We start from the raw sequence: 14,259 nt of genomic DNA, 5'->3' as shown, positions 1-14,259 counted from the left end.
AATGGACGCGTCGACGCCGTGCCGTCGCCCATGCTCCGGACTGGACAACTCTGGCTGCGTACTGGCGATCGTGCGACCAAGCACGCTGATCACGTCGTACGTGAACGACAGCAACATGATCTCGATCTCGGTACCCGGCAAGCCGTGCGACGTGCTTCTGGTCCTCGATGCAGAGGGAACGGAAGAGTTCGTCGCGCAGTTGCAGCTGCGGTTGTCCGAGCTACAACGCCGCCGAAGCCGAACCTCGGCTGCTGAGCCGATACGCGCATCGGGACGGTGGTGACCATCCACCCGTTTCATTGGGTGCCAGCCCAGGACCAGCGGCACGCAAGCCTCGACAGGAGACCGGGCGGCGGCTACCCAACCGGCATGTCGGTGCGAACGCTCTGCGATCAGCAGCTCACAGCCGAGAACACGGAACTGGCCTGGCTTTGGCTGACCTGCCCCGACTGCAACATCGAAGCGCACCGCCTAGCCAACGTCCCCTTCCCCTTGATCAACGACCAGGCTTCTGAGCGCCGAAGCTCAGGGCAGCCCACCCGCAAGCGGTTCAAGATTTCGTGACACATTCCGTGACTTCCGTTAGCCTCACGATCGCCTGTCACGAAACGTGTCACGATATGAGGTCTCATGCCTGCCGTGCTGTGCTTGGGATGCGGTGAGCCCCTAACGCCAGGATCAAACCTCGGGCGGCGAACGCGGTACCACGGCGCAGCCTGTCGGCAACGCGCCCGCCGGGCACGCCTGCGCACTGATAGCGAGCGCGGCTGGGCAGCACTGGAACGAGCCGATGCGGCGATCGTTGCGACACGCCGAGCAATAGGCACTGGCGCAGATGCCCAAGCCGCAATCGCTGATCTGCTGGCTGCCGCAACCGACCTCGCCGAGTTGCATGGCGCCCCTCAACCTGTTCGGGCGCCTGCCCCAGCTCTCGATGCCTTCAAGGCGCCCGTCGCGGAAAGTGTCACGGAACTCAATTCGTGCGACAGCCAAGGCGCTTCTGCCGAGGGAGAGCCGGAAGAATCAACAACGGAAGCCACCGACACACCGCAGGCGTGGCAGCTTCCGACGCCAATCGGCTCCACCGAGAAGGTGGACTTGGACACGGTTCGAGTGGAACGCTCATCGTATTATGAACAGACAGGCAGGTGGATCGTCATATGTGGCGCAGGAAAGAATGAGCGGCTGATCGGATTCTTGGACCCCCACGGCACCAAGGCCAAGAAGTGGAGCGCACTTGCGCCGACACTGACTCGGATCTTCGGCGGCCCTTTCCGAACAAGACAAGAAGCCCTGCTGCGCCTCCTGGACTCGCACATACACGCACGTTGATTCATTCGTCACGCTGTCGCAGCGCGCTCAAACTGCGTAGTCCGACGCGCGGTCTGCTGACGGGACGGCTGTACGTGTCCCATTGCCGGTGTGCCTTCTGGCGTGCCGGAGGGTGGTTCGGGACAGCCTGGGACGCGTAACGGCGGTTGTTGTCCCATGCACGGTGCGTGGCCTGATTTCGCAGGTCATTAGACACTTTCAACCTGTCCACTGAAGGCGTCCCAGCCTGTACTCGGGCGGGCCAAGTGGGACGACCTGCGTTCCCTGCCGAACTAACCAACCCGCGCTTTGCAGGGACTAAGCTAATGACTGCTGTACGAGCCGCCGCAAGTCGACGTCCGTGGTCAAAACACGCCTTACTCAGTGCATTCCATGTTGCACGTTTCGATCTCCAGCACTTCAGGCGCGCCGGACTCAACTACCAATCTCGCTATGTACGTACCACTCTGCGACACAGACCTATCACCAAGAATGTCAGTGTACTGCGCCGTAGCGGCGTAGCTTCCGACTACAGAAATCAGTCCTGTGACGGGATCAAAATCCTTCCTTATGTTGATCGCCGGGTCTCCAGCAAACGACCAACGAACAAGGGTGTTGTCCGCAGCCCCGATCACTTCTGCATCAGGACAATCTGCTGGCATGGTTGGCTGAGTACTTGCAGCACAACGCCCGAAGGCTCCACGGAGGACAGCAGCCAACTGTTCCTGGGCAATCACAGGATCTCGCTTCACGATCGACTGAGTTTGCGATGGATCGACTGTCTCCAAGCTCGTGATCGCCGCGCCTGTCGACGACACCTTGGCAAGGTACGGAACGATCTTGGTGGCAAAATTCGGATATGTCGGCGGGTACTCGTAGCTGACAGTCATCACTGCGTTGCCATAGACAAAAAAGACTCCGTCCTGATAAGCGATGCGGGCCCCGTCCATTGGGTCGCCGCGCAGGCTCCAGCTCACATTTTCCCCAGTTCCAGCTTGGTTTTCCGACTGCGGGCAGTTAACGGGAGCAAGCACCACGGCGTACGAACACGACTGAAGACCCTCAAAGACCGTCGAGATCAGCATGTCGCGCCGCACTCCCTCCGGCCATGGATCACTCTCCTCCGGAATCGCACTGTTCTCGCCGCACTGAGAGAGCACGGTGCCGATCAACGCCAGCACAGCCAACAGAGCCCAGAAGCACCCACCGCCCTTCCGCTGTTCCGGCACCGCTTGCTCATGATCTTGCTCGGAACTTTCGGCGGATACTGGAGCAGTGACGTTGACGGTATCTGCACTGCCAACCTGTACCACGGGACCATTGGCCGCGCCGCTAAGATCATTTCGGACCCCGCCCGAACCGCTTCCATCGCCATCGGCGTTGGGAACCTGCACCTTGTCTCCCGAATCAAACAGCAAGCGAGTGTCAGGGAGCTAGATCATCCGCCAAGCTTAGCGAACAGCAGGCCACCACAACCCAAACGGGGCCATGATCCCGGCTCCGGGCATCGTACTGTAGTCGCCCCTGACTCAGATACAGCGCGCAGACCAGGTGGGGGTTCAAGTCGTGAGTCAGCTGACCCGTAGACCTAATATCGGGGCAGCACTAGGCGGCGATGAGCGCTCGCTGCTCGCACGACCAATGGGTCGAGCCGCCAAACCGTGCCGTCTCGGGTGGCTGCGGAGCGAGTGAGCAGGTTCTTCAGGATGGTGCCGACGTCGAGGGCGGCGAGACTGGGCAGGTTCGCGAGATACCTGGCCGGGAACACGAACCTCGCGGACCGGTCGGCAAGGCGGAGCAGTGCCAGTTCGTCTTCGCTCATCCGGTCAATAAGTTTGCGCACAGGTGCGATAGCGGGGCCAGTGACCTGTTCAAACGTCTCGGCTTCCGAGGCGAGGGAGAGGTAAGATGACAGACCGTGGCGATCTTGTAGGTACTTGCCCAGAGCGACAAGGGCGGCTGGGTTGCCGCCGAGTGAGAGCAGGATCCTGTCACGCGCGTCGCGGTCCACGCGACTGTCAGGTAGTCGGTAGGCATCGAGCAAGTCGGCCGCGTCGGTCATGGGCAAACCGTCTAGCCGTACGACCGGGAGAAGATCGCGGAAGATGTCTTCGTCGGTGATGAGTACGGTCCGCGTTCCGTTCTCAGTGGGGTGTGGAAGAAGGTCCAGAACAGAGGTCCCCAGGTCTGCGGGCACGTCGTCAACCACCCATAAGCAGTTTGGCACGTGGTGGCGGAGATCCCGGACATACTGATCCCGTAGTACGTCTTCCATGCTCACCCAGTGGATGCCTCCGGGGAAGGCGGCGGCGAAACGCCAGAAGTAGGTGGCAACCAGGGCGGTCTTGCCTACACCAGGCAGCCCGCAGACCGAGACTACCGAGACTGCGGCCGGATCGTCGATCAGCGAGTAGTTCGCCGCGTGCAACGCCGAGTGCAGATCCCAGAGCTCGCGATACCGCCCGACGAAGTTCTTCACAAGTGCCGTCCGGCGAGTGGGCCAGCCGGGGCGTTTAACGGGCAAGATCTCGCCGATCGTCCCCTCGACTGCAACCGCACGTTTCATGATCTGGCGGGCAATTTCGGAGGGTCCGATCTCAGCTCTTACGAACCTTGCGTCCGCCAGCTCAACCGGCCGCAGGTGTTCCGTGCCCGGCTCCGGGTTGATCACCATAATTCGCCCGCAGGGATCGCCCTCCCGTTGTCCGGCGAGGAAGACCTCCATCAACTCCTGTTGGCAGGCGCGGCGGCGCGAGTACGCGGCAGAGTAGTAGGCGACTAATGTCTTCGCGGTCCGCAGCGACTCCTGGACACCGTCGGTGATCCCGGTGAACGCCTCGATTTCGTCCTCGTCAAGGAATACCCGCAGGCCGAGCGCACGCAGCTCGCCTGCAAGTTCACGGGCGGCCACTCGGTCCGTACCTGAGAATGACAGGAAGATGTCATAGCTCTGTACCGGCAAGCTTGTGCGTCCTCTCCATCGACTCGTCCAGTCGCTCCCCCGACCGCTCGTCGTCCAGTAATCTTCGCAACTGGGACTTCAACATCTGTACCAGCCGCCACGGCGGACCGACCCGTTACATCGTTCCCATCCGGGTTCGTAACGGTTCACAGGGCGACACTGACCTCAGAGTGGCGACTGGCGGGGACGAATATGAGGCAGAGGGGACAGCGGTGGGCGATTGGGCATCCTTCGGCAGCAGGGTGCGGGCGCTGCGCTTGGAAGCCGGTCTGTCCACCAAAGGCCTCGGCGACCTCATTCACTACAGCAAAGCCCAGGTCAGCCGGGTGGAACAGGGGCGCTCGGCGCCGAGCACGACGTTCGCGGCTGCCTGTGACCGGGTATTCGACACCAGCGATGAGTTGGCCCGCGCGGCGGCCGAACTTGCTGTCGGGGACCGGAGAGCGGCCGCCGAGCCCACCTTCGACCTGCCCGCAGGCCCGCGCAAACTTATAGGGCGGGAGGCCGAGGTCGAAGCGCTTGAGGATTGCCTGCGGGCAACCGACGACAGGCGCATGTCGCGGGTATGCGTCCTGTCCGGCATGCCAGGGATGGGGAAGACGGCGGTCGCACTGTGGGTCGCGGAGCTGCTGCGCAGCGACTACCCCGACGGCCGCCTGTACTTCGACATGCAGGGGTATCACCCGGACAATCATCCCGTCGGTGAGGACGAGGCACTCGATCGCGTCCTTCGGCGAATTGGTGTCGCGGGCGAGCTGGTTCCGCGGACCGTGGACGAGCGTGAGGCACTGCTTCGCCGGAAACTCTCCCACCGCCGAGTGCTCTTAATTCTCGACAACGTGGTGAGCGTCAACCAGGTGGCCCGTCTGATGCCCCCGATCGGCCCGGCTGCAGTGATCATCACGAGCAGGCAGCCGCTTTCCCCCCTGGACCCAGCCTTCGCTTGGCAGATGAAGGCCCTGGCGCCGGAGGACGCAGCCGAGTTATTCCTCTGGGTCGCACGGTTGCCAGCGGGGTCCGACGAACGCGGCGATCCAGCGACTGTCGCCGAGATTACAAAGCTCTGTTACGGCCTCCCACTGGCGCTGTGCATCGTGGCATCCCGGTTTCGCGACAATCCCGTGCGGCGCTTGGAGGACGTCGCAGCGCGGCTGGCCGACCAGACCGCCAGACTGCGCGAGCTCGACGACGGCGTTCGAAGCATAAGCGCCGTGTTCGCGGCATCTTGCGCCACATTGTCCGAGTCACAGCAGGCCCTACTCGTCCTCATCGCCCTGCACCCCGGCCCCCGCGTGGACGCGAATGCGGCGGCCGCTCTGGCCGGAATCGATCCTGCGGATGCGGGATACCTGCTTGACGAGTTGATCAGGTCCGGGATGCTGGAGCGGCATTCGCACAACGCCTACCGGATGCACGACCTTCTGCGTGATCATCTGCGCGGGGTCGCGGCCGAGATCCTGTCCGGACCAGAGGTAACAGCAGCCCGACGCAGACTCTACGACTACTGCCTGCACTCGGTGGCGACGGCGGACATGCGGATCGACGAGCACCGGTACCGAGTCCCGTTGGACTCGCCTTCACCTGCAGTTGCCGCCACTGTCCCGGAATTCCCGGACGTTCGGTCCGCCAAGGACTGGATGGATCGGGAAGCCGAGAACTTCCTGTCCGTGATTCGGGAGATGGTCGAGCACGACGAGAACATCGTGTGCTGGAAGTTCGCCTACTACCTGCGGGGCTATTTCTACGCCACCAAAAAATGGGAACTCATGATCGCCTGCTATGACCGGGCGCTCGATTCGACGACAAAATCCGGGGACCGCCGGGCGGTGGCGATCGTGCTGAACAACCTGGGTATGGCCCACAGTGAGCTCGGCCGCGGAAAGGCGGCGATGGACCTCTACGCGCAGGCACGGATCGACTTTGTCGCTGCGGGAGATCCCTACGGGGAGATGAACGTGGTGGCGAATCACGCCTGGCTTGCCCACGAGCGCGGAGATCACAAGTTGGCCCTCGACCTGGCGAATACGGCGCGGGACTTCTATCGAGTCCGAGAACAGCATTCCAACGCCGCCATTGCCCTGGACTGCATCGCTCGCTGTGAGTTGCGGCTCGGCCTGTTAGCCGACGCAGAGACGCACTTTCGCCAGGCGCTCAGTGACTTCGTCGGACTTAGTATGCGTGATGGGGACACCGCCCAGTTGCTCTCCCACCTCGGCGAGACCGAAGTACGGCTGGGAAAACCAGAGCAGGCCGCCGAGCACTACCACCAAGCGATCCTGCGCGCCCGGTTGGGAGGCGCCCCGAGAGAAGAGGCGGTGGCCTTCGAGGGCCTCAGCCACGCGGCCGCTAAACAAGGGCGGTCCGTGGACGCCGACGCACACCGCGCCGCCGCCGTTGCACTCTACGAAGACGTGGGAGCGACCGAGGACGCACAGCGGCTGCGCGCTGAACCGCTCGCCTTGGGAACGAGAGATCGCCTGGAACCGAATTCGGAGAGGTCCCGTGTGACGGGCGCACAGCATCCGCTGCGGATACTCGCGGTCAACACAGAGTGGTCGTCGAGACATGGCGGCCTGAGCACGCTCAACCGGAAACTCTGCAAGGCCCTGGCGACATTGGGGGCCCAGGTCTTCTGTTCGACTCCGCAGGCATCCGAGGAGGAACGGCACGACGCCGAGCGCGCCGGTGTCCACCTGGTTCACCCGCCGCCTTCCCTGGGGCGTCCAGAAGCCGCCTTGTCACGGCCGCCGAAACTGCCTGACGACGTAGTCCCGGACGTCGTGATCGGTCATGGGCGCAAGACCGGCGAGGCAGCGATGTGGCTCGTGGAGGATCACTTCCGGGAAGCGAAGCTGCTGCACTTCTTCCACGTGATCTCCGACCGGGTCGAGTTCGAGAAAGGCCAAGAGCCGCACGGGGACGCGATGGCGGTGGCCGAGCAGCGCAGCCAGGACGAACTCGTCGTCGCCGAACGAGCCGACCTGGCGATCGGTGTCGGCCCCGTGCTGCATCACTATCTGCGCGACCGGCTGCGCGGTTTCGAGTCTGCGGAACCACTGCGGTTCGACCCAGGGTTCGACGCGGTCGAGCCCGCTGCCGAACCCCCGCCACCCAGCGACACGCTGCGGGTGCTGATAGTCGGTCGCCTCAGTATTCGAGAGGCGAGGGTGAAGGGCCTTGACATCGCCGCACGGGCGCTGGGCCATGCCCTGCGACAACGAGGACCGAACGACCCAGAGGTGGAGTTCATCCTGCGCGGCGTCGAAGCCGGTGAGGGAACGGCCGTGGTGGAGATGGTTCGGAACTGGGCGGGCACCCCGTCCTTACGCGTCGTGCCCCGTCCCTACTCGTCTGACAAAGCGACACTCGGCCAGGATCTACACCAAGCAAACGTCGTAGTGATGCCGTCGCGGACGGAGGGATTCGGCCTCGTGGGCTTGGAGGCCATCACGATGGGCGTGCCGACACTGATAAGCAGACGCAGCGGCCTGGGGGCACTCCTTGATGAGGGGCGCTCCGCCCTGTCCGTGGACCTGTCCAATCGGGTGATCGCAGTAACGGATGACGAGCGAACCGACACGCTTCGTTGGGGAGACGCGATGTCAGCGTCGCTGAACAACCCCAAGCCCGCGTTTAAGGCAGCGATGGAACTGCGGGCTGAGATGGCGGAGAGGCGAACATGGGCGATGTCCGCAGCGACACTGCTGAAGTCGGTCCAGGCTCTGATCGATGATCAGGCGCGGTAGGTTGCCACGACCGAGCAGGAAATGGCAGTGAACAGCACATCACGCCAACTGGTTCTCGTGCTCATGGCTCTCTGCGGAGTGCCCTGGGATTGCTCGCCGAATTTGCCCAGGTGAGGCATGAAGAGCAACGGGTGCTTGGGCTCCGTTAACAGCAGCTGTCCCGAGCGAAGCGTGACGAGCGGTTTCGGGTGTGGACCTGGACAGATTTCAGGCAAACCCGCAGATGGATCGTCCTTTGTGGTACCGGTGAGACCGAGCGCCTGGTCGGATACGTGTGGTCAGACGGCACCAAGGGCAAGAAGTGGCACGCACTCGGACCAACGCTGACACGCGTCTCCGGTAGCGCCCCTTGCCGGACAAGAAACGAAGGCCTGCTTCATCCTTTGGAAGCGGGGCAAATGAACGCGATCTGACCGATCTATATCGTCTCGCCACAACACCTCCATCGCTTCCGTCATGCATTACCGCAGCACTGCCGGATCGACATGGGCGTAAGTGGACCTCCGTTGTCGTGCGCCACTACTTGCTGAAGATCTTCATCCTCGGTGAGAGGATGGAGGTCGTCCGGGAGCAGTTCGGAGCGCCAGAGCGGCTCCCGAATCCCCTTGATTGCCTCTGGGTTTTGCCGCAAGATATCAGCAATTCTTGGCCAACGGATACGAATAATCGTCCACAATGCAAGGGTATCGGCATTTACCACACCGCCCTCAAGCGTACGAACTGCTCGCAGAATACTGTAAGTATTCAAAAATAGCTTTGTACTACGAGGGTTTGGAGGAAGCAGCCGGGCAAACTTTCGCAAGGCGTGTTCGGTATGGATCTGGGTTTCTGGGGCGAACAAGGCATTCACAGCGTCCTCGGCGACCACTCCGCGGTCGTTTGGCGACAATCCGCTGATAGCTGCCAGCACTGCCTCATCATCCCCAATGGCCTGGTTGATCTCGTCCCTGGCGACTTCGATGTCGGACTCAGTCTCAGACTCGGCGACCCCCAGTAGAGAACCGAGAAACCTATTCTGGGATGTTGCGCCCAGTGCAGGCATCGGTACTGTAAGTTGGAAGAGCTTGTCCAGAAATTGGTAACCGAGTGAGCCTCCTGTTGGGGATAGATCAGACCCAAAAGTCTCGTAAGCGATCTCGTAGCTCTTGCGAAGCCATGATCCGTCGGCTGAGATGACGAAGTATGCGGCAGGCGTCTGCTGGTAGCAATTACCTTGCATGCGAGGCGCGTCGCGTACCAGTGTCTGGATTGAGTCGAGCAGTTCAACAACATACGGGTGCTTACAGCGGTCGATGTCGTCAATGAAGAACACAACAGGCTTGCGCGACTGCCGTAGGCACCAGTCAAAGTGTGCTGAAACTTCCAGCATTGGATTAGGTTCGTATTGTTCAAATAGCTGGGCTCCACGAGCGGAATCCCAGAGCAGAAAACGACTTGCGACCTTTGCGCCAGCCCAAAGCACACTTAGAACCACACCAATTCCGGCAAGTATCTTGAGGATTTCGGCCCAGGGTTGAGCAGGGCGAGCGACTTGAAGAATACTGAAGCCAAGGCCACCAGCGAGAAGAACGAGGAGTACGAGTGCAAGCAGGTACGGGGCACCGGAGCGCCTTACCCTGGCCCACGTTTCTTTGATACGAAACCATCGGCGCGCCCACCAGCCACGGTCGCGAGCAATCTCGCTACGGGTTGCGGTCAGGAGCGCCCACCATGGCGGCGACATGCGAGACTGCTGCCAGGCGTCGAACCAGACGATCAAGAAATCACTATTTTGACGCGATTTTTCACTGCTGTGCGACCGATTCCGGCCCCGCGAATCGGCAGATTGAAGCCGCGTTGAGAGAAATCTCAAAAGCGTGCTCTTACCTGAACCCCATTCGCCGTCGAGATGAATAAGAAGCGAGGTATAGGGGTCGCGCCGTTGACTAGCTCTGATGTGACCAGCCAAAACCTTAGCCAGTGCCTCGCGCTTCAGCGCGTCTTTATTGGCTGGAGAATCGGTTGACCATCTAACTTCGGTGCCGATCGATTCCTCTACGTGATTCGCTGATTGCTCCCCCGCGCCGTCCGAAGTGCCGTTCGACGCCGTCGCCTGCACGGGCTCCGAGAGCCGTAACCACGCGACGGTGCTGGTTTCCTTGACCACCACGGAAATCTGCCGGAACACATCGGGCTCGGCCGCCTGGTCGTGCTCGATCACGTCCCGGAAGAAATCCTCCGACGCGATCAAGCCCAGCGTACTGTTCGTCTGCGCCTGCAAGGATTTCGCGTCCCGCGCGTCGAGAATGCGGGCCGCGAAATTGATCGCCGGGCTGACCTTTCCATTGGGACTTTGCCGGACATCACCAGCGTGCAACGCCACCCTGAGCTGCATGACCGCCGCGTCGGAATGCACCGCGTTGTGTCGGCGCAGCCCAGCGAGCAGCCGGTTCCACAACTGATCGGCCAGCCGAATCCTGGGGATGTTCGGGGGCACCAGGATTATCTTCCCGTCGCCGCGATCCTCCACCTCGCACGAGTGCCACCCGACGCCCGCCTCGTCGAAAGCCCGCTCCAACAACTCCTCAAGACCGCGATGCACGGCGAGCTGACCGAGGAACCTCCGGCTCGCATCGCTGAAACTCGCGACATCGACCAGCACGATGCTCCGAAACTCCGCCTCTGAGTACTGCGGCATGAGACCCCCTCCCAACCCGCGATACCCGTGCGCCGTCCCCGCCGCGACCCCGCCGGTGTCGTCGGAGGCCCAGAACGAGACATCGGCGCACCGGCTGTCACCCGACATCGCGGACGTACTGTACGCGACCGCGCACTGCCGGGTGCCCCGTTTGATCTTCGCCCTTCTAACTCGTCGCAACTCTTCCGCACACCTGGGGTGGAATAGTTATCACTGGTTGGCTCACTTCGATCGGGCGATTGCGACCCCAAGCCAACAGCACCGCTGTCACAGCGGCAGCCTTCACGCAGGCCAAAGCCACCCAGGCCGCGCCTTCGCTGAGTGCCACTTGTGCGCCACACGAGGCTATTCGGACACAGGTGGGACACGTAAGAGGACCCGTCCCAAGCGGGGGACTGTGCAGCGAACGGTGTTTCCGGCCCGACACGCCGGGCAGAGGTCCGGCGGGATGGGCACTGTGAGTGATGACATCGGACGCTTTGAGTTCACGCAAGAGTGAGAACGGGGCGGGGCGGCAGGTCTCGCCTGAGCAGGCCGCTGCGGCGGCGATGGTGGCCCAGGCCCGACAGCAGGGTCTGGAGTTGACCGGTCCTGATGGGCTGTTGAAGCTGTTCACCAAGAATGTGCTGGAAACGGCCTTGAACGAGGAGATGACCGGGCACCTCGGCCATGCCAAGAACCAGGCCGACCCTGAACGAGAGTCGTCGAACATTCGCAACGGAAACCGAACGAAAACACTGGGGCCAATGCTGACCCGGATCTACGGTGGGCGGTGCCGCACAAGGCAGGAAGCGCTACTCCGACTTCTAGACCCACACGTGCCCAAGCGCTGACCCAACTGACCAGCGGGGAGAGGTAGCCGCGTCCCAACGCCTGGCGTCATCTGCACGTTAATAAGCTGGTTGCGTAGACGTCAGGCATGGTAGAAACCACTTCATGCCACCTGTGCCAGACACTGAGTCTTTTGAAGCCGACAATGGTGCTCATGCCAGGCTTTGGGGCGATCTTCTTAACGGCATCTACGTTGCTTGGAAACTCGTTCAGCATGACCTGGGCCGTTACTCTATTGAGACATCGCCAGCGCGGCAGCACGATCACGAAATCTTCACAAAATACCCGCATTGGGGAAACCGTGAGGCCACGAATGTAGGAATCGACGCAGTGCAAGCTGTCGATGCAGCAGCGCAATACATTCGAGGCTTGAACGCGTTGATAGCCGATCAGGTTCTGGTTGTTGCCCATAGGCCTCTAGTCAGGGGCGTCGTTGAGCACGTCTCACACGCTGGGTGGCTTTTAGACCCAAGCGCGTCCACGGAAAGCCGTGTCGCTCGCTTTTGGATGGCACGGCTGTCTAGCCTACGCCGCTATAAACATATGACAAAGTCCCGAAATGCGTCTCGGCCGCAACAAAAATTGCTCGATGGTCCTATCGAAAGCACTGAGAAAGAGCTACTTCGGAGATTTCCCGGAGTTGACCTAAGCTGGAGCGATATGGAACGCCCTCCTCAGTGGGTCATTGTCGGCGAATCCTACCCTTCCCTGAGGAAGCAATGGAAATTGCTTGCTCGCTGGATTGGGATTGAGGGGAAAGTTGGTGGTATCTACGATATCCTGTCGTTTGTTTCGCATCCCAACCCTGCCGCCCTTTCCGAGATTGTGGACACTACGAAAGTAGGCGATCGGATCGAGTACGGTTACCGTATCAACTCTCAAGAATGGCGGAATGATCTTGCACTTGCCTGTTCTCTAGTGTACAGGATAGGCCAGGCTGTTTGCAGTTATTTTGGCTTGGATGATGGGCCGCTGGAGCAGTGGATGATGGAGTACGAGGATGCGTGCGGGCCGGGATCGGTTATCGCAGAAACCCCATAACTGAAGCTACTGCCCGAAGAGTCCATTGACGGCGTCCAGTTAGGATATCGAATGTTTGCCGCGCAACCCGGAATCGTTGCAATTTACGAGAACGCTTGCGACTCCGCAAGCAAGTTGACCTTCAAGCCTGTGATCGCATTCAATGTTGATGGGTTTCCGATGGTTATCGGAAACCCTGAAGACAGGCAAAACTCCCAGCTCATTCGGGCTGACGAACACGAAGGATATCTCGGCATAGTTTACAGCCCCGCGCAATTCGATAAGATCGACGAGCACGTTGACCATGGCAATTGCAAGCAAGTCGTGGGCAGTGATCCCGCAGTTATCCAAGTCAATTCAGAAATCGTCACCGACGTGTCGCATAAAAATTCGTTTGATATGACCGAATTGGAGATAGCAGCCCTAGAGTTCGCCGCCCTGCGCGCATTGGAAATGGCTGGAAAACGGCAGCTTACGAACAGCAACAGGGGATGGCGAGGCGCGATGAAGGGGGTGCCAGCTTGGGAAATCCACACTCGTATACCAATTACAGATATGGAGAAAGCGCTTTCCGGTGCGTACGACCTGCTGCAACAGTGTCTACCCGGCCGGGACAGGTTACACAGCGCAATCGACTCTTACGTTCGTAGGCGCCTTTCAACGCAGACTTCTCACAGTAGGGGCTTGCTGATTGAAACACTAAAGAACGCGAATTGTATTTAGTTTCGACGTCGGAAACCATTGGGCGCGCCGACCTCACGACGTTCGTGGATCAGCTCACCGGGTGCGCCCACCTGAAGGAGGCTGCCGATCTCAGTTTCAGGCTGATGGCCGCGCACGGGCTGGCCAAGGCTCTGGCGGCGTACCACCGGTGGCTCCAGGACCGTGCAGCAGGAGATCAGCACGACACGCCGAAGGGCATTGAAGTTCTCCGCATAGTTGTAGCGGGACAGGTGACCGTGTCCCAAAACCGAGCACGCGCTACATGTGCCACGAGCGCTATTCCGATACACGCAGGGACATCCGACAGAGCCTGTCCCGACCGGTGCATCAGTCGACTTTTCGCAGCTCACTAGGCAAACCCGCCTGTCCCGCCCAGGCGTCCCAGGTGGACATCCAGCGGGACAGGCTGGACAGTAAAAGCCCTCTGCCTCAATCCTTTTCGGGAAGCAGGAGACGTGTAGTTAGCGTGCAAGTCCCCCTCGGACACAGAATTACCCCATGGGGAGACGTGGCATATTGCCGCTGGTCAGGCTGGATTGGCGTCGATTTCCAGATCGACCTCAACCCCCACAAGAACCACGGCTCACCGGGCTGTGAGTCACAGCGGGCAGTTACACGGCTGCGGTGCCGATTAGGCGCTCTCTGGTGACCAGCGTGGCGAGGTTCGCCTTGCTCATGCCGACGCGGTCGGCGGCATGATAGCACCATGTCTCCGCGCTGGAATCCCACACGGTGATCTTCACATAGTTGTCGAGTCGCAGTCCGAGCTCGGCGAGGACGGTGCGGGCTCACGGACCACGCGGCAGGACCGGTAGGTAAGACTCCCGCAGGTCGGAGTGCGAACCGTCACCCCACAAGTCACGCGCATGACACAAGTCGCGGGCATGGAACTGCACCGTGGTAGACGGGCTCGATCCAAGGAGACGACACCAGAAAGCCTCAACAGACTCACCCCGGTCGAGTTTAAGACCATCCACACCACCGCGAAG

The 14,259-nt window shown here is 61.0% G+C and carries 8 protein-coding genes and 2 pseudogenes; 6 read left to right on the top strand and 4 right to left on the bottom strand.

What is annotated here, in order from left to right; translation table 11 throughout:
- The first annotated feature begins 1 nt into the window (after window position 1).
- Together ACTWQN_RS17050 and ACTWQN_RS17045 are read left to right on the top strand one after the other, a co-directional pair.
- Window positions 2-283, top strand: coding sequence for a hypothetical protein (locus ACTWQN_RS17050; RefSeq protein ID WP_443204465.1), 282 nt, complete (start codon window positions 2-4; stop codon window positions 281-283).
- Window positions 280-564 carry an HC3 family zinc finger protein gene (locus ACTWQN_RS17045; RefSeq protein WP_443204464.1) on the top strand — a complete coding sequence of 95 codons (285 nt, stop codon included), beginning with the start codon at window positions 280-282 and terminating at the stop codon, window positions 562-564. The genes ACTWQN_RS17050 and ACTWQN_RS17045 overlap by 4 nt, the downstream gene beginning before the upstream one ends.
- A gap of 1,124 nt (window positions 565-1,688) precedes the next feature.
- Here the strand turns inward: ACTWQN_RS17045 and ACTWQN_RS17040 are convergent.
- The gene (locus tag ACTWQN_RS17040; RefSeq protein WP_443204463.1) at window positions 1,689-2,705 is read right to left on the bottom strand and encodes a hypothetical protein; all 1,017 of its coding nucleotides are present in this window, start codon (window positions 2,703-2,705) and stop codon (window positions 1,689-1,691) included.
- Between the two features lie 194 nt (window positions 2,706-2,899).
- Complete coding sequence (locus ACTWQN_RS17035; protein ID WP_443204462.1) at window positions 2,900-4,273, bottom strand: toll/interleukin-1 receptor domain-containing protein; 1,374 nt, start codon at window positions 4,271-4,273, stop codon at window positions 2,900-2,902.
- 212 nt (window positions 4,274-4,485) lie between these two features.
- Between ACTWQN_RS17035 and ACTWQN_RS17030 the strand changes: the two genes are divergently transcribed.
- Window positions 4,486-8,019, top strand: coding sequence for a tetratricopeptide repeat protein (locus tag ACTWQN_RS17030; protein WP_443204461.1), 3,534 nt, complete (start codon window positions 4,486-4,488; stop codon window positions 8,017-8,019).
- A 454-nt stretch (window positions 8,020-8,473) separates the two neighbouring features.
- On the opposite strand, the gene ACTWQN_RS17025 is transcribed toward ACTWQN_RS17030, so the two are convergent.
- Complete coding sequence (locus ACTWQN_RS17025) at window positions 8,474-10,696, bottom strand: KAP family P-loop NTPase fold protein (protein WP_443204460.1); 2,223 nt, start codon at window positions 10,694-10,696, stop codon at window positions 8,474-8,476.
- Window positions 10,697-11,160: 464 nt separating this feature from the next.
- Between ACTWQN_RS17025 and ACTWQN_RS17020 the strand changes: the two are divergent.
- The 3 genes and pseudogenes from ACTWQN_RS17020 to ACTWQN_RS17010 form a co-directional block, all read left to right on the top strand.
- Window positions 11,161-11,436: pseudogene (locus ACTWQN_RS17020) on the top strand (transposase); the annotation flags it as partial.
- Between the two features lie 205 nt (window positions 11,437-11,641).
- The gene (locus tag ACTWQN_RS17015; RefSeq protein WP_443204459.1) at window positions 11,642-12,568 is read left to right on the top strand and encodes a hypothetical protein; all 927 of its coding nucleotides are present in this window, start codon (window positions 11,642-11,644) and stop codon (window positions 12,566-12,568) included.
- 51 nt (window positions 12,569-12,619) lie between these two features.
- Window positions 12,620-13,270: a hypothetical protein gene (locus ACTWQN_RS17010; protein WP_443204458.1), complete on the top strand. Its 651-nt coding sequence runs from the start codon at window positions 12,620-12,622 to the stop codon at window positions 13,268-13,270.
- Window positions 13,271-13,881: 611 nt separating this feature from the next.
- On the opposite strand, the pseudogene ACTWQN_RS17005 reads toward ACTWQN_RS17010, so the two are convergent.
- Window positions 13,882-14,043 (bottom strand): annotated as a pseudogene (locus ACTWQN_RS17005) (nitrile hydratase subunit alpha); the annotation flags it as partial.
- Window positions 14,044-14,259 lie beyond the last annotated feature (216 nt).

The organism is Saccharopolyspora antiqui (assembly GCF_052246905.1).
GTDB lineage: Bacteria > Actinomycetota > Actinomycetes > Mycobacteriales > Pseudonocardiaceae > Saccharopolyspora.
The sequence above is the reverse complement of the archived record's forward strand: the minus strand, read 5'-3'. Positions and strand labels throughout refer to the sequence as shown.

What these genes read in the sequence shown, in the direction of transcription:
- ACTWQN_RS17010 (WP_443204458.1), top strand. Translation starts at nt 12,620, where the DNA reads ATGTTTGCCGCGCAACCCGGAATCGTTGCAATTTACGAGAACGCTTGC.
- ACTWQN_RS17050 (WP_443204465.1), top strand. Translation starts at nt 2, where the DNA reads ATGGACGCGTCGACGCCGTGCCGTCGCCCATGCTCCGGACTGGACAAC.
- ACTWQN_RS17025 (WP_443204460.1), bottom strand. Translation starts at nt 10,696, where the DNA reads ATGCCGCAGTACTCAGAGGCGGAGTTTCGGAGCATCGTGCTGGTCGAT.